We start from the raw sequence: 13,208 nt of genomic DNA on the forward strand, positions 1-13,208 counted from the left end.
AAGCCGTGAGCGCAGTGACCCGTGAGCGGAGTGAGCGAGCGGGCGCGAGGGTGACCAACGGGAACCCGAGGCGCTTTTGATCCACATTTTGCCAGCGAGCCGAAGGCGAGCGCAGCAAAAGGTGGTTAGCGAACCCGGACGATCCCCGAGCGGATCACCCGATGGTTCGGGATGATGAACTCCTCGGTGTCGTTCTCGACGTGGATCGCGAAGACGTCGATCTCCTGGACGATGCCGTCCATGCCGTCGATCCGGACCTGGTCGCCGATCGAGACGGGTTCGGAGAGCAGGAGGTAAAAGCCCGCGGCGCTCGACGCGAGGAGGTCCTTGCACGCGAGCCCGCCGAGGAAGACGAGGCCGAAGGCGTAGGCCGCGAAGAGGACGAGCAGCGCGTCGTCGGCGACGTCGAGCTGGCCCAGCGCGACCAGCACCGCGACGAAGACGATGCTGTACTTGATGAGTTCGGGGATCAATCCGGCATCGGGGAGTTTGACGTTCCGGAGGCGTTCGGAGGCGAGGAGTTCGGCGCGGTCGGCGAGCACGAGCCCGAAGATCACCACGAGCGCCGCGACGAGCAGCTGTGGGAGGAAATCGATGAACCGGCCGAGATAGAGGGTGGCGTCGAGGACGGACGAGACGGTGAGCGCGAGCACGAGGAACACGATGAACACGAACAGTGCCACCACCCCCGCGAGCACGGAGACGGTCGAGGTGCCGAGCCGTTGTGCGGCCCGGTCGGAGGTGGTCCCCTCGACGGCGTCCTCGACGCCGACCGCGATCAGGAGCTGGCCGGCGAGCCGGTCGACGAGATAGCTCACCAGCACGCCCACGACCAGCACGCCCACGACCAGCACGAGGCTGATCCGCCCCGAAAGGAGGTTCCCGATCAGGGTTCCGAGGTCCGCCATCAGTAATCCTCCGGGTCGATCTCGAGCACCAGCTCGCCGCCCTTGAACGCCCGCACCAGCCTATCGCTCTCGCTCAGCGCCACCGCGATGGCGTTGGTGTCCCGCGTGACCGAGGCCGCCGCCATGTGACGCGTGCCGAGCCCCTTCGGGATGTCGACGCCCTCGCCGTGGGCTTCGAGATAGCGGTAGGCCGAGACGATCTTCCCCGCGTCGCTGATCACGAACGCGCCGTCGAGCCGCGTGAACTCCTTGACCATCACGTCCACGATCGGGTCGCCGACGTGGACGTGGGACTTCTCGAACGGGTTGTACGAGAGCGGTCGGGACTTGTTCATCACCTTGCCGGCGTCGCCGACGACGAACAGCGCGCCGACGGGTTCGCCCTTCTGGCCCTTCTGGCCGAGTTCGACCGCGACGTCGACCACGGCGCTGATCACGTCGGGGTCGGCTCTGGAGTTCGTGAGGAGGTCGTAGGTACCGAGCGGTTCGAAGTCGCCGACGCGCACGCGGGTCACGTTATCGATGGTCTCGTCGAAGAGCTTCGTCGCACACACGATCTCGTCACCCTCTGCGACGTATCCCTCGTCGGTCGCGCCCTCGATCCCGAACCGGATCCGCTCGGCCACGTCGACGAACTCGAGGGGGAGTTCCACGAACCGCTCTGCGCCCACGTCGTTCTCGTTCGCACACACCACCACGTCGACGTCGTCGACCTCGAGGGACCGTTCGTAGTAGGCCGCGCTCGGGGAGAACAGCACCACCGTCTCGGCCCCCTCGACCACGTCATCGAGGAGAGCGCGCAGGGTCGCCATTGGTCGATACGGGTCTCCCACGGCGCAAAAAGGTTGTGACACCGCGGTCCCCCGATTCCCGCTCGACAGGCCATCCGCGGGCGTTCTCCGTTCGATCCCGTTCACCATCACGCCGGGCTTACACGGTCCTTTGCATCCCTTTGGTTGCGAGGGCTGATGCGGGTGTGTGCAACGACGTCGATCCCACGCTAGCGTGGCAGGGTGACATCGAGAGCTGGGGCGTCGTCGCCCGGCGAGCCGGTAGGACTGAATGGCTCCACGCCGAGGTGACCGTAGAACACTATGACCGTTCGTGCGGGAATCATCGGGGCGGGTGGCATCGCAGGGATGGGTATCCTCGGGATGGACGACGAGAAGACGATCGGCCGGGAGAAGAGCACCGCCAGCCACGCCGGTGGCTACGCGGCCACCGAGGGGATCGAACTCGTGGCGGTCGCCGACGTCGACGACGAGACCCTCGCGCGGTTCGGTGAGACGTGGGAGATCCCCGAGAACCGACGGTACGCGAGCCACGAGACCATGCTGGCCGCAGAGGACCTCGACGTGGTCTCGGTCTGCACTCCGTCGTTCCTCCACCACCGCCACGTCCTCGACGTCGCGCGCTCGGCCGCCGACCCCGCCGTCGTCTGGTGTGAGAAACCGGTCGCATCCTCCGTTTCCGATGCGAACGAGATGGTCGAGGTGTGTGCGGAGACGGACACCGAACTCCTCGTGAACCACTCGTTCCGGTTCACCGAGAAGCTCCAGCTACTCCGGGAGCTCGTTCGCGAGGAGAACCTCGTCGGCGAAGTCCGGGCCGTGAACGCACAGTTCCGGATGGAACTCCTCCGGAACGCGACCCACCTCCTCGACACGCTCGTCTACCTCCTCGATGCGCGCGCCGAGACCGTCGCGGGCCACATCACCGGCGTCAACGAGGCCGTCGACTCCCTCGACGCCGGCCGGGAGGTCGACGACTCCGGCGGCGGCGGGTTCGTGGTGCTGGACGACGGAACCTTCACGACCGTCGACTGTACGGTGCCCCGCGACATCTCCTCGATGTCGTTCCAGATCACCGGGACCGAGGGGAAGCTCTACCTCAACAACGACGACGGCGAGTGGCGCTACTGGCGGCTCGACGACGGCGAGCACGTCGAAGCCCCGTTGCCGGGTATCGAGGACGCCTGGACCTGGGATGAGGACTATCGGCGGGCGTTCCCGAACGCCGCCGAGCACGTCCTGGCGCTCGCGAACGGCGACGCGGAGAACCGCTCGACCGGGACGGAGGCCACGCGCTCGCTCGAAATCATCGTGGGGTTCTACCTCTCGCACTACACCGGTGGGCAGGTCAGCGTGCCGTTGGATCGGCCGCTTCGGGACGTGGAGATCACGTCGTGGTAGGCGGTCGGAGACGGGACCGGATTTGAACCGGAGCAAGACATTCCTGCTCGTCTCGCTGTGCTCGACTGCGCGGGCTGTGACTTGCAGGGTTCAAATCGGTCCTGCTCGTTCGTTCCGTCCGCTCGCTTCGCTCGCGTCCGTCACTCACTGCGCGGGACCGGATTTGAACCGGAGTCGGACGTGCTCGCTCACTCCGTTCGCTGCGCGCGACCGACAGGGTTCAAACCGGCCCGATGCAGAACCTGCGGCTCGCGAGATTGCTCGCCGCAGAACCATGCGCGGGACCGGATTTGAACCGGCGGACCTCTACAGGACAGCGTCCTAAGCGCTGCGCCGTTTCCTGGCTTGGCTACCCGCGCGCATCCCGAGTTCCCGCGAGGCGGAAAAGAACTTATCGGCTCAGTCGACCAGCCGACTCTTGATCGACTCGCCGAGGCTCGAATCCTCGTCGACCTCGTCGAGGGCTTCGAGTTCGTCGCCGACGCCGATCTCGCCGCCCTCGACGACGCTGGCGCAGATGCCGCCGCGTCGGTTCTTGAGCGCGCTGGCCACGCCCTCCTCGTCGGCGACCTGCTCGACGTGGGCGCAGGGCGGGCGCGGGCGGGTCCCCTCGAAGACCGTCTCGCCCACTCTGAACTGCTTGTCGAGCAGGTCGTGGACCGAGACCCCGCTGGTGACGATGTTCCGCCGGTGGCGGCCGTCCGAGAGGTCGATGTCGTACTCCTCCCTGATCTCCTCGATGGCCTCGCTCTCGATGAAGGTGACCTCGCACTCGTCCATCCCGGAGTAGTAGCCCGTGCCCTCCATGTAGCGGTCCCCGCGGAGGCCCTGACGTTCGACGGCCTCGATCCCCTCGACCTCGTTCATCGGCGCGGAGCCCTCGTCCGTGGTGAAGATCGTCTCGACGGTGGCCATGCGCCGACTCGGACCGGGGTTCACATAGCCCTTCCCCACGAGATTTACGTCTCGGAGCCGTAGTGTGGACATGTACCGGGCGCGCGACGAACGCGACAATCGCGAGTGGCTCGCCGAACTCGACTCGGCGGCCGACGCGCTCGACCTCGACCCCGCGACCCGCGACCGCGCGGCCGACCTGTTCCTCTCGACCGCGCCCGAGAACGACCGCTCGAAACCCGCCGCGCTGGCCGCGAGCGTCTACGCCGCCGGGCTGATCGCGGGCGACCGCCGTTCACAGACCGCGGTCGCCGAGACGGTCGGCGTCGCGCGGCTCACGATCCAGAACCGGTGGCGCGACCTCCTCCGCGAGGCGGGGCTCGACCCGCCGGCCTGGTGAGCGCTACTTCGGGCGCGCTCGTCCTTCGCGCTCGGGCGTGAGGGTGCCGTGTTCGTCGATCTCGCCGCGGACGATCCGGGTGCTCGAAACGATGTCACCGTCCTCGGCCGCGAGGTGGTCGACCACCTCGATGTCGAGCGGGTCGAGCCCCGCCTCCGCCCGGCGTCGGTTGACCTCCACGCCACCGTTCTCCGTCTCGGGCGAGACCACGAGGACGTCGAAGTCCTCCTCGGCGGCGATGCCGGTCGGCTCGTCGAGCCGCCGGATCTCGTACTCCCGGTCGTGCTCCTCGGCGAGCGCCGCGAGCTCGGTTTCGAGGGCCGCCCGGCGCTCCTCGAACGGCCGGACGTAGCGCTCCTCGTGTCTCGTCTCCCGAGCGAGGTCGTCGCTCGTCAGCCCCACGGTGACGTCGCCGCGCTCGAACGCGTGGTCGAACAGCCGCCGATGGCCGTCGTGGATCGGGTCGAACGTGCCGCCGAGCGCGACCTTCATGCCCGCCACTCACGCGCGCGTGGCTTAGTGGCTTCGCTCCTCACCGCTCGTCGCCGTCGTCCCGTTCGACCGGGATCGTCACCGGTTCGCTGTGTTCGCGTTCCGGGAACGCCCGGTCGCCCAGCCCGCCGAATCGGAACCGCTCGTCGATCACGTTCTGGATCCGGCCGAGCGCCACGTCGAGCGCTTCGTCCGGGGCGACCGCGGTGTAGCGCTCGCCGTTGCCGGTGGCGGTACGGCGCCCGACGACCCCCTCGGATTCGAGGTCGTCGAGCACCCGCTCGACGGTGGTCGGGTAGAGGCCCGTCTCCTCGGCGAGGGCTTCCGCCGTCGAGTCCGGGCGCTGTCGGAGGCCGACGTACACCCGGGTGCGCTTGTCGGTGTCGAACGCGGCCGAGAGCAGGTCGACGACCCCTTCGGCGTCCGGTTCGGGGCGGGCGGTGCCCCGCTGGCGGTCGAGCTCCGCACGCAGGTCGGCGGGTTCGACGTCCGAGGGCTCGTCGTCCGGCGGGTCCGGGTCGTCGGTGGACATGACTACCGAGAGCCGCTCGCCGAGTAAAAGCCTTGTTCACAGCATGAGCGCGGCACAGACGCCGTCGAGCCCCTCGGATTCGAGAAGTCGGCGCTGTCTCGCCGCGCCGCTCTCGGCCGCCGCGAGACGGGCGATCCCGTCGACGCCGAGCCGGTCGGCTTCGCGCTCGATCGCGTCCCTGAACCCGATGATGTCGGTCCCGTCGCGGTCGATGAACGTCGCGTCGTGGCCGTACCGGAGCGCACGCCACTTGTTCTCGTCGAGGAGTTCGCGTCGAAGCGGCGGCGCGCTCGAATCGGCCCCACCCGAGCGGTAGGTCGCCCACGGGTCCGCCGTGCGTTCGTATCGCTCCGCGAGGTCCATTACGAGCGCGTGGACGTACTCCACGAACGCGAAGACGGCCTCGGGGTCGGCCTGCCCGTCGGGCGCGCGGACCTCCACGGTACCGTTCTCGGTGTGCGGGCGGACGTCGTACCAGAGCTCGCCGCGGTCGTTGATCGAATCGCGTTCGACCATGAGCCGCTCGAAGTCGCGATACGCCGCGAAGTCGCGGAACGCCGTCGGGACCCCGGTGTTCGGGAGGTTCTCGAATATCTTCGCGCGCGCGGAGGCGAGGCCGGTGTCGAACCCGTACCAGTACGGCGAGTTCGCCGAGAGCGCGAGCATCACGGGCAGGAACCACCGGACCTCGTTTGCGACCCATGTGGCTTTCTCGGCGTCGTCCACCCCCACGTGGACGTGGATCCCCGCCGTCGTGTTCCGATGCTGTGGGTACTGAATTCTATCTAGCTGGGCGCGATACCGGGGTTTCTCCGCGTGTTCGAGTTCGCGCCACTTCGCCGCCGGGTGGAGGCCCGCCGCCGCGATGCCGTAGCCGTGAGTCTCGGCGTGGTCGACCAGCGCCGCTCGGACCGCGTGGAGCTTCTCGTGGGCCTCGTCGAGGTCCGCACACGTCGGGGTCTGGGTCTCGATGACGCACTTGAAGAGTTCGTGGTCGAGGCGGCCGTCGAGGATCGGGGGCGGGTCGGTCTCGTAGACGAGTTCGTCGGTGCCCGACGTGGGCCGACCGCGCTCGTCGACGACGTAGAACTCCTCTTCGATCCCGACAGTCCCCATCCGAGTGAAGTTCTCGGCCGAACCCACGTCCATTGCGCCGAAATACCTGCTCACCGCGTTAAAGCATTATTGTGTGGCCGTCCGTCGAGTTCGGGCGAGCCCCGTCGTCCCGAACTACCGAAATGTTATCATCTCACACGACAGTACGGACTCATGAATCCACGACCCATCCTCCGGGCGGAGGGGGTAGCGGTCTTCGCGGCGGCGTCCGCCGCGTACTTCCTCCTCGATGGCCCGCTCTGGCTCTACGCGGTGCTGTTCTTCGCACCCGACCTCGGCATGGTCGGCTACGCCGTGAACCCGCGGGTCGGGAGCCACACCTACAACCTCGTCCACACGTACGTCCTCCCGATCGCGCTGCTCGGTCTCGGCGTCTGGCAGGCCGTTCCGCTCGCGGTGCTAGTCGCGGCAATCTGGGCGGCGCACATCGGGTTCGACCGGGTCTTCGGGTTCGGGCTGAAGTTTCGGAGCGAGTTCGGGGCGACGCATCTCGGTCCCGAGCGATTCACCGACGAGGGCTTGCTCGCGGACCGCGGATCGGTACGTCGGACTACCGATTCGAACCTTCCGAAGTAACGTGTCGTGAACTGACGGGCCCGATCAGGAGGTGACGATCTCGATCTCGTGGCCGTCGGGCCCCTTCGTGAACGCGTAGTCGTGGTCGCAGGACTCCGGATCGCGATACTCCTCCGCCTCGCGCGTCATCAGGGTCTCCCACGCGTCGTCGAGGTCGTCGACCCGCACCGCGACGTGGCCCCACGCGTCGCCCATCTCGTAGGAGCGCCCGTCGTAGTTGTAGGTGAGCTCGACGCTCATCGCTTCCTGCGGGCTGTCACGCGGCGCGACGAAGTAGTTCGCGAAGGAGTCGGCCTCCCACTTGCCCTCGGGCTGGGTCTCGTACTCGAACTTCCGGGCCCAGAAGCCGATCTGCTGGTCGGCGTCCTCGACGCGCATCATGGTGTGGTCGAGGCTCCACTTCGCGCCGTAGTCGCGTTTGACGATCTCGATCTCGTGGCCGTCGGGGTCCTTCACGAACGCGTAGTTGTTGTCACAGGATTCGGGATCCCGATAATCCTCGACGCCCTCGTCCATGAGTTCGTCGTAGGAGGACTGGAGTTCGTCCTCCGGAACTCGTACCGCGATGTGGCCCCACGCGTCGCCCATCTCGTAGCTCCGGTCGTCGTGGTTGTAGGTGAGTTCGAGCAGCGCGCCGTCCTCGTGGACGTCCGCTGGTCCGAGAAAGACGTTGGTGAAGCTGTCGGCCTCCCAGCGGCTCTTCTCCTCGTAGTCGAGATGCGTCGTGTACCAGTCGATGCTCTCTTCGAGGTCCTCGACACGCATCATGGTGTGATCGAGCGTCGCGTCCATACCTCCGCTTGGGGTCCGCCCCTCGAAAAACCTACTGTGACACCGCACCGCACAAATCCCCGACCCGTGCCCTCACCCGCGTGACGCCGACAGCCAGCGCCGCCCCGACGACCGCCAGTCGAGAACTCCCACCCCGACCAGCAGTACCGCCCCAACCGGCACCGCGATATACCCCTCCGCCGTCCAGAACCCGAGCGCGAACGTGAGCTGGCTCAGCCCCGCGACCACGAGCAGTCCGTCCGTCACCCGTTGGTCCTCGTAGGAACCGAGCAGGGTACTCGCGAGCGCCAGCAGCCACAACCCCACGCTGGTCGGCCACGCCAGCAGGCGCTCGGGGAGGATGGAGAACACGCTCGCGAACGGGAGGAAATCGGGCACCGCTCGCGAGAGGTACGCCGGCAGCGTGACGAAGTTGCCGGTGTAGCTGAGGAGCCCGGCGGCGAAGTAGGCCTCCTGACCGCCGGGATAGAACAGGACGACCCAGGGCACGAGTCCAACGACGACGACCGCGAGCACGCGTCGTCGGTCGCGGCTCATCGCCGCGCGACGATCCGGAGGACGTCCTCGTCGGCGAGCTCGTGTTCGCGCCCGATCTGTTGGTCGTCGTGTTTCGCGCTCGGGCCGCTCACCCGCGCGAACCGGAAGCGGTCGTCGAGGTCGCCGCCGAGTTTCTTGGCGGCGTCGCCGACCGTCTGGCCGGCTTTGAGCACCAGCGGCTCCTCGTAGTCCGGGCCGCGACCGGGTTTGTCCATGTAGACGCGAATGAGGTCGAGCCCCTGCCAGATCTCCTCGCGGAGCGCGTCGAGGCCCTTCTCCTCCTCGGCGCTGATGAACACCGCTTCTTCGGGATCGATGTCGTACTCGCGGAGCTCCTCGTTCACGGTATCGAGGTAGTCGGGTTCGATGAGGTCGGCCTTGTTGACCGTCACCAGCGAGGGCAGATAGACCCGGTTGTCGAGGATCCCATCGAGCAGCAAGTCGAGGTCTACAGGCTCGGTGATGGCGATGTTGGCGTTGGTGTAGCCACGCTCGCGGAGGACTTCTCGTACCGTATCGGGTTCCAACTCGACCTCCGGCGCGAGCGTGACGTCGATCCCGCCCTTGCCCTTCGGGGTGATCCGGATCTTCGGCGGACGGGTATCTAGACGAATTTTGTTGTCGTAGAGGTCACGTCTGAGCGGTTCGTACCGGTCGATCTCGAACACCGAGAGCACGAACACCACGAGGTCCGCGGTTCTGATGACCGACAGCACCTCACGTCCGCCACCCTTCCCGCCCGCCGCGCCCTTGATGAGCCCGGGAACGTCGAGTACCTGGATGTTCGCACCCTTGTGTTTCAGCATCCCGGGGTTGACGTCGAGCGTGGTGAACTCGTAGGAACCGACCTCGCTCTCGGCGTTGGTGAGCGCGTTGAGGAGGGTGGACTTGCCCGCGCTCGGCATCCCGACGAGCGCCACGGTCGCGTCGCCGGTCTGTTCGACCGAGTAGCCCTGCCCACCGCCCGCGGAGGACTGGTTCTCGAGCTTCTCCTTCAGGTCGGCGAGCTTCGACTTCAATCGGCCGATGTGCGCCTCCGTGGACTTGTTGTACGGCGTCTCCGATATCTCCTCCCGGATCTCCTCGATCTCGTCTTCGACGCCCATCACCCCATCTGTGGGGCGCGGGTCGAAAAGGGCTTCACATCCGTTCCGGACGAAAAGTAATCCTTAACCTCGCGGCGACGGTTCTCCGACCATGGCTGGAACTATCGAAGCACTCGTTCCCGGCGGGGAGGCCGATCCCGGCCCGCCGCTCGGACCCGAGCTCGGCCCGACCCCGGTGAACGTCCAGGAGGTCGTCGCGGAGATCAACGACCAGACCGACGCCTTCGACGGGATGGAAGTCCCCGTCACGGTCGAATACGACGACGAGGGCGACTTTTCGATCTCCGTCGGTGTCCCGCCGACCGCGGCGCTGATCAAGGACACGGCGGGGTTCGAGACGGGCAGCGGCGAACCCCAGAAGGACTTCGTCGCCGACATCTCGGTCGAGGACGTGCGTCAGATCGCCGAACAGAAGGGGCCGGACCTGCTGGCCTACGACACGAAGAACGCCGCGAAGGAGGTCGCGGGCACCTGTGTCACGCTCGGCGTGACCATCGACGGCGAGGACGCCCGGACCTTCGGCGAGCGCGTCGACGACGGGCAGTACGACGACGTACTCGCCGAAGAAGCCGCGGCCTGAGTTTCTCGACGCGCTTCGACGGTTGCGAACGCGCCCGTAACGAACCCGTTTTGACCGATTCCCGGTCGCACCATCGGCCCACTGTTGGTGGTGACAGCAATGGTCTTATTTCGTTGTAGCTCATCTCAACAGTCGATGGGAGAGGGTGGTGATGCGACGAAAGCCCTCGATGTCACGGAACGCTTCCCGGAGAACGGGACGCTCGTCGATATCACGGCCTGGCGCGTGCCCGGTTCCGACCGCTATCCGGACGGTGTACGATACTCCATGCAGTACGGTCGGATCGAGGGCGGAACCATCGTGCGATACGATAATTTCCCGGACCATCCCGGCGCGTCGCGCCATCACAAACACACCGAGACGGGGTCGGTCGAGGACATCGAGTTTCCCGGCCTGCTCCCGCTCTTCCGGCGATTCAAACAGGAGGTACGCAATCATGGCGAACACTGGCCCTGACGACGAGAACGACCCCACGCGCACGATGCACATCCGCTTCGGACGCGGAAACACGGAACGCGTCGAAGGGACACTGGCGGCGCTCGACCGCGACGAGACACCCGAACCCTACTTCGAGCGGGTCTTCCGCGACGAGGATGACCTGCATCGTGTGACACGTCCGAAGAACCTCGAACTGCTCCGAACTCTGGCGAGCGAGCGTCCCGAGAGTATCCGTGAGACCGCTCGGATCGTCGAGCGCGACGTTCGCCAAGTCCATCGCAACCTGACGGAACTGGTGGAGCTCGGTCTCGTCGAGTTCGAGGCAAATGGGCGATCGAAACGCCCGAGTGTCTGGTACGACGAGATCGCCGTCGAACTGGAGTTGACGACCGACGAGGATGCGGAGACGAGCGAAACCGTCGAAGCCTGACTCGGTTTTTGCGCTCTCGACGTGCTTCGACGGTTTTAAACCCACACGACGATGCGTTTCCGGTGAGACAGGCGTCGCCTGTTTCGTACCGTAGCAGCCGTGAAGGCGTACTACGGAGGTGACACATGGCAGCAGCACAGGACATCACAGAGGCCGTGACGCGCGCGCTCGACGAGGCCCCGGATCGGAAATTCACCGAGACCGTGGACCTCGCCGTCAACCTGCGCGACCTCGACCTCAACGACCCATCGAATCGAGTCGACGAGAGCATCGTGCTCCCCGCCGGCACCGGTCAGGACACCCGTATCATCGTGTTCGCCGAGGGCGAGACCGCCCTCCGTGCCGAGGAAGTCGCCGACGACGTCCTCGACAGTAACGACTTAGAGGACCTCGGCGACGACGACGGGGCCGCGAAGGACCTCGCTGGTGACACCGACTTCTTCATCGCCGAAGCCGGCATGATGCAGGACATCGGCCGGTATCTCGGGACCGTCTTGGGCCCGCGCGGGAAGATGCCGACCCCGCTCCAGCCCGACGACGACGTCGTCGAGACGATCGAGCGGATGAAGAACACGGTGCAGGTCCGGAGCCGCGACCGACGTACGTTCCACACGCGCGTCGGCGCGGCCGACATGACCGCCGACGAGATCGCCGACAACATCGACGTCGTCAACCGGCGTCTGGAGGCGAGCCTCGAACGCGGTCCCCTGAACATCGACACGATGTACGTCAAAACCACGATGGGCCCCTCGGTGGAGGTGGCCTGAGATGGCCGCCGACGCCGAATCGGAGGCCACGGACCACCGGACCGAACAGATCCCCGAGTGGAAGCGCGAGGAGGTCACGGATCTGGCCGACCTCATCGCGAGCTACGAGAGCATCGGGATCGTCTCGGTCGCGGGCATCCCGAGCCGACAGCTCCAGGCGATGCGCCGCGACCTCCAGGGCTCGGCCCGGCTCCGCGTCGCACGCAACACCCTGCTGACGCGCGCGCTCGACGAGGCCGACGAGGGCGTCGACGACCTCGTCGACGAGGTCGATGGCCAGGTCGGGCTGATCGGGACGAACGAGAACCCGTTCGGCCTCTACCGCCAGCTCGAAGCCTCGAAGACGCCCGCCCCGATCAACGCGGGCGAGGTCTCACCGAACGATATCACCATCCCCGAGGGCGACACCGGGATCGACCCGGGTCCCTTCGTCGGCGAACTCCAGCAGGTCGGTGCCGAGGCCCGGATCATGGACGGTTCGATCCAGGTCACCGACGACTCGACGGTTCTGGAGGAGGGCGAGGAGGTCTCACAGGCCCTCGCGAACGTCCTCTCGGAGCTCGGGATCGAGCCCAAAGAGGTCGGGCTCGACCTCAGAACGGTGTACGCCGACGGGACGCTGTTCGAGGCTGACGAGCTGGCCATCGACATCGACGAGTACCGTGCGGACATCGAGTCCGCCGCCGCCGCCGGGCGGAACCTCTCGATCAACGCGGCCTACCCGACCGCACAGACCGCGGGCGCGCTGCTCGGCAAGGGCGCGACCGAGGCACGCGGGCTCGGTATCGAGGCCGCCGTCGAGAGCCCCGACCTCGTCGAGGACCTCGTGGGCCGGGCCGACGCCCAGCTCCGCGCGCTCGCCGCGCACATCCACGACGACGAGGCGCTCCCGGAGGCACTCCAGGGCGCGGAAGCGGCTGCCGACACCACCACGGACGAACAGGGCGACGACCAACCGGCCGAAACGGAGACCGAGGACGAGGCCGCCGACGCCGACGACGATGATGACGACGACGATGCAGGCGGCGCTGGCCTCGGCGAGATGTTCGGCTAACGAATCACGACCAACACAACCCCTACTACAACAATGGAATACGTTTACGCAGCACTCATCCTGAACGAGACCGACGAAGAGATCAACGAAGACAACCTGACGAGCGTGCTCGAGGCCGCCGGCGCTGACGTCGAGGACTCGCGCGTCAAGGCGCTCGTGGCCGCCCTCGAGGACGTCGACATCGAGGAAGCCGTCGACCAGGCCGCCGCGGTCCCCGCTGGTGGCGCGGGCGGCGCAGCCGCACCGGCCGGCGGCGACGAGGCCGAGGCCGAGGCGGAGACCGACGAGGCCGAAGAGGAGGAAGCCGAAGCCGAAGAAGAGGACGACGATGACGACGACGCGGGCGGCGAGGGCCTCGGCGAGCTCTTCGGCTAAGCGCGCTCGACCAACCCAC

Annotated in this window: 18 protein-coding genes and 1 tRNA gene; 9 read left to right on the forward strand and 10 right to left on the reverse strand. The window is 66.9% G+C overall.

Translation table 11 applies throughout. The features are described 5' to 3' along the window. Window positions 1-125 precede the first annotated feature (125 nt). Together C447_RS05695 and dacZ are read right to left on the reverse strand one after the other, a co-directional pair. A complete protein-coding gene (locus C447_RS05695; RefSeq protein WP_007691741.1) occupies window positions 126-908 on the reverse strand; it encodes a mechanosensitive ion channel domain-containing protein in 783 nt (260 codons plus the stop codon). After that, window positions 908-1,720: a diadenylate cyclase DacZ gene (gene dacZ, locus C447_RS05700; protein ID WP_007691743.1), complete on the reverse strand. Its 813-nt coding sequence runs from the start codon at window positions 1,718-1,720 to the stop codon at window positions 908-910. Before dacZ ends, C447_RS05695 begins: the two co-directional genes overlap by 1 nt. Window positions 1,721-2,002: 282 nt before the next feature. Here dacZ and C447_RS05705 point away from each other — a divergent pair, with 282 nt between their 5' ends. After that, a complete protein-coding gene (locus tag C447_RS05705) occupies window positions 2,003-3,100 on the forward strand; it encodes a Gfo/Idh/MocA family protein (RefSeq protein WP_007691745.1) in 1,098 nt (365 codons plus the stop codon). Between the two features lie 275 nt (window positions 3,101-3,375). On the opposite strand, the gene C447_RS05710 is transcribed toward C447_RS05705, so the two are convergent. Together C447_RS05710 and C447_RS05715 are read right to left on the reverse strand one after the other, a co-directional pair. Next, window positions 3,376-3,459: transfer RNA gene (locus tag C447_RS05710), tRNA-Leu, on the reverse strand. Between the two features lie 40 nt (window positions 3,460-3,499). Further along, entirely contained in the window at window positions 3,500-4,015 is a 516-nt protein-coding gene (locus C447_RS05715; RefSeq protein WP_007691747.1) for an MOSC domain-containing protein, read from the reverse strand. A 70-nt stretch (window positions 4,016-4,085) separates the two neighbouring features. Here C447_RS05715 and C447_RS05720 point away from each other — a divergent pair, with 70 nt between their 5' ends. After that, on the forward strand, window positions 4,086-4,394 hold the full coding sequence (locus C447_RS05720) for a hypothetical protein (protein ID WP_007691748.1): 309 nt from the start codon (window positions 4,086-4,088) through the stop codon (window positions 4,392-4,394). Between the two features lie 3 nt (window positions 4,395-4,397). Here C447_RS05720 and C447_RS05725 read toward each other — a convergent pair whose 3' ends face one another. The 3 genes from C447_RS05725 to C447_RS05735 are packed head-to-tail and all read right to left on the reverse strand — an operon-like array spanning window position 4,398 to window position 6,567. Further along, a complete protein-coding gene (locus C447_RS05725; protein ID WP_007691750.1) occupies window positions 4,398-4,886 on the reverse strand; it encodes a phosphopantetheine adenylyltransferase in 489 nt (162 codons plus the stop codon). A 40-nt stretch (window positions 4,887-4,926) separates the two neighbouring features. Next, window positions 4,927-5,418, reverse strand: coding sequence for a winged helix-turn-helix domain-containing protein (locus tag C447_RS05730; RefSeq protein ID WP_007691752.1), 492 nt, complete (start codon window positions 5,416-5,418; stop codon window positions 4,927-4,929). A gap of 36 nt (window positions 5,419-5,454) precedes the next feature. Beyond that, window positions 5,455-6,567, reverse strand: coding sequence for a glutamate--cysteine ligase (locus tag C447_RS05735; RefSeq protein ID WP_007691754.1), 1,113 nt, complete (start codon window positions 6,565-6,567; stop codon window positions 5,455-5,457). A 120-nt stretch (window positions 6,568-6,687) separates the two neighbouring features. Here C447_RS05735 and C447_RS05740 point away from each other — a divergent pair, with 120 nt between their 5' ends. Beyond that, window positions 6,688-7,110: a DUF4260 domain-containing protein gene (locus C447_RS05740; RefSeq protein WP_007691756.1), complete on the forward strand. Its 423-nt coding sequence runs from the start codon at window positions 6,688-6,690 to the stop codon at window positions 7,108-7,110. A 24-nt stretch (window positions 7,111-7,134) separates the two neighbouring features. Here the strand turns inward: C447_RS05740 and C447_RS05745 are convergent, their stop codons facing one another. The 3 genes from C447_RS05745 to C447_RS05755 all read right to left on the reverse strand — a co-directional run bounded on the left by C447_RS05745 (window position 7,135) and on the right by C447_RS05755 (window position 9,545). Further along, a complete protein-coding gene (locus C447_RS05745; protein ID WP_007691758.1) occupies window positions 7,135-7,902 on the reverse strand; it encodes a VOC family protein in 768 nt (255 codons plus the stop codon). A gap of 72 nt (window positions 7,903-7,974) precedes the next feature. After that, window positions 7,975-8,439 (reverse strand): hypothetical protein, encoded by a 465-nt coding sequence (locus C447_RS05750; protein ID WP_007691760.1) that lies wholly within the window; start codon window positions 8,437-8,439, stop codon window positions 7,975-7,977. Beyond that, window positions 8,436-9,545, reverse strand: a complete 1,110-nt coding sequence (locus C447_RS05755) for an OBG GTPase family GTP-binding protein (RefSeq protein WP_007691762.1) — start codon at window positions 9,543-9,545, stop codon at window positions 8,436-8,438. Before C447_RS05755 ends, C447_RS05750 begins: the two co-directional genes overlap by 4 nt. A 91-nt stretch (window positions 9,546-9,636) precedes the next feature. On the opposite strand from C447_RS05755, the gene C447_RS05760 reads away from it, so the two are divergent. The 6 genes from C447_RS05760 (at window position 9,637) to rpl12p (ending at window position 13,189) form a co-directional block, all read left to right on the forward strand. After that, entirely contained in the window at window positions 9,637-10,125 is a 489-nt protein-coding gene (locus C447_RS05760) for a 50S ribosomal protein L11 (RefSeq protein ID WP_007691764.1), read from the forward strand. Window positions 10,126-10,260: 135 nt separating this feature from the next. After that, complete coding sequence (locus C447_RS05765; RefSeq protein ID WP_007691766.1) at window positions 10,261-10,581, forward strand: toxin-antitoxin system TumE family protein; 321 nt, start codon at window positions 10,261-10,263, stop codon at window positions 10,579-10,581. After that, window positions 10,562-10,993 (forward strand): HVO_A0114 family putative DNA-binding protein, encoded by a 432-nt coding sequence (locus C447_RS05770; protein WP_007691768.1) that lies wholly within the window; start codon window positions 10,562-10,564, stop codon window positions 10,991-10,993. Before C447_RS05765 ends, C447_RS05770 begins: the two co-directional genes overlap by 20 nt. Window positions 10,994-11,118: 125 nt before the next feature. Next, window positions 11,119-11,760 (forward strand): 50S ribosomal protein L1, encoded by a 642-nt coding sequence (locus tag C447_RS05775; protein WP_007691770.1) that lies wholly within the window; start codon window positions 11,119-11,121, stop codon window positions 11,758-11,760. Between the two features lies 1 nt (window position 11,761). Continuing rightward, a complete protein-coding gene (locus C447_RS05780; protein WP_007691772.1) occupies window positions 11,762-12,814 on the forward strand; it encodes a 50S ribosomal protein L10 in 1,053 nt (350 codons plus the stop codon). A 33-nt stretch (window positions 12,815-12,847) separates the two neighbouring features. Further along, a complete protein-coding gene (rpl12p, locus tag C447_RS05785) occupies window positions 12,848-13,189 on the forward strand; it encodes a 50S ribosomal protein P1 (protein WP_007691774.1) in 342 nt (113 codons plus the stop codon). Window positions 13,190-13,208 lie beyond the last annotated feature (19 nt).

Source organism: Halococcus hamelinensis 100A6 (assembly GCF_000336675.1).
In the GTDB taxonomy this organism is placed as follows: domain Archaea; phylum Halobacteriota; class Halobacteria; order Halobacteriales; family Halococcaceae; genus Halococcus; species Halococcus hamelinensis.

Bases quoted from the DNA above. Each gene is read 5' to 3' on its own strand.
- C447_RS05730 (WP_007691752.1), bottom strand. From the start codon at position 5,418: ATGTCCACCGACGACCCGGACCCGCCGGACGACGAGCCCTCGGACGTC.
- C447_RS05735 (WP_007691754.1), bottom strand. From the start codon at position 6,567: ATGGACGTGGGTTCGGCCGAGAACTTCACTCGGATGGGGACTGTCGGG.
- C447_RS05765 (WP_007691766.1), top strand. From the start codon at position 10,261: ATGGGAGAGGGTGGTGATGCGACGAAAGCCCTCGATGTCACGGAACGC.
- C447_RS05745 (WP_007691758.1), bottom strand. From the start codon at position 7,902: ATGGACGCGACGCTCGATCACACCATGATGCGTGTCGAGGACCTCGAA.
- C447_RS05725 (WP_007691750.1), bottom strand. From the start codon at position 4,886: ATGAAGGTCGCGCTCGGCGGCACGTTCGACCCGATCCACGACGGCCAT.
- C447_RS05695 (WP_007691741.1), bottom strand. From the start codon at position 908: ATGGCGGACCTCGGAACCCTGATCGGGAACCTCCTTTCGGGGCGGATC.
- C447_RS05770 (WP_007691768.1), top strand. From the start codon at position 10,562: ATGGCGAACACTGGCCCTGACGACGAGAACGACCCCACGCGCACGATG.
- C447_RS05755 (WP_007691762.1), bottom strand. From the start codon at position 9,545: ATGGGCGTCGAAGACGAGATCGAGGAGATCCGGGAGGAGATATCGGAG.
- C447_RS05780 (WP_007691772.1), top strand. From the start codon at position 11,762: ATGGCCGCCGACGCCGAATCGGAGGCCACGGACCACCGGACCGAACAG.
- C447_RS05720 (WP_007691748.1), top strand. From the start codon at position 4,086: ATGTACCGGGCGCGCGACGAACGCGACAATCGCGAGTGGCTCGCCGAA.
- dacZ (WP_007691743.1), bottom strand. From the start codon at position 1,720: ATGGCGACCCTGCGCGCTCTCCTCGATGACGTGGTCGAGGGGGCCGAG.
- C447_RS05760 (WP_007691764.1), top strand. From the start codon at position 9,637: ATGGCTGGAACTATCGAAGCACTCGTTCCCGGCGGGGAGGCCGATCCC.
- C447_RS05750 (WP_007691760.1), bottom strand. From the start codon at position 8,439: ATGAGCCGCGACCGACGACGCGTGCTCGCGGTCGTCGTCGTTGGACTC.
- C447_RS05715 (WP_007691747.1), bottom strand. From the start codon at position 4,015: ATGGCCACCGTCGAGACGATCTTCACCACGGACGAGGGCTCCGCGCCG.
- C447_RS05775 (WP_007691770.1), top strand. From the start codon at position 11,119: ATGGCAGCAGCACAGGACATCACAGAGGCCGTGACGCGCGCGCTCGAC.
- C447_RS05705 (WP_007691745.1), top strand. From the start codon at position 2,003: ATGACCGTTCGTGCGGGAATCATCGGGGCGGGTGGCATCGCAGGGATG.
- C447_RS05740 (WP_007691756.1), top strand. From the start codon at position 6,688: ATGAATCCACGACCCATCCTCCGGGCGGAGGGGGTAGCGGTCTTCGCG.
- rpl12p (WP_007691774.1), top strand. From the start codon at position 12,848: ATGGAATACGTTTACGCAGCACTCATCCTGAACGAGACCGACGAAGAG.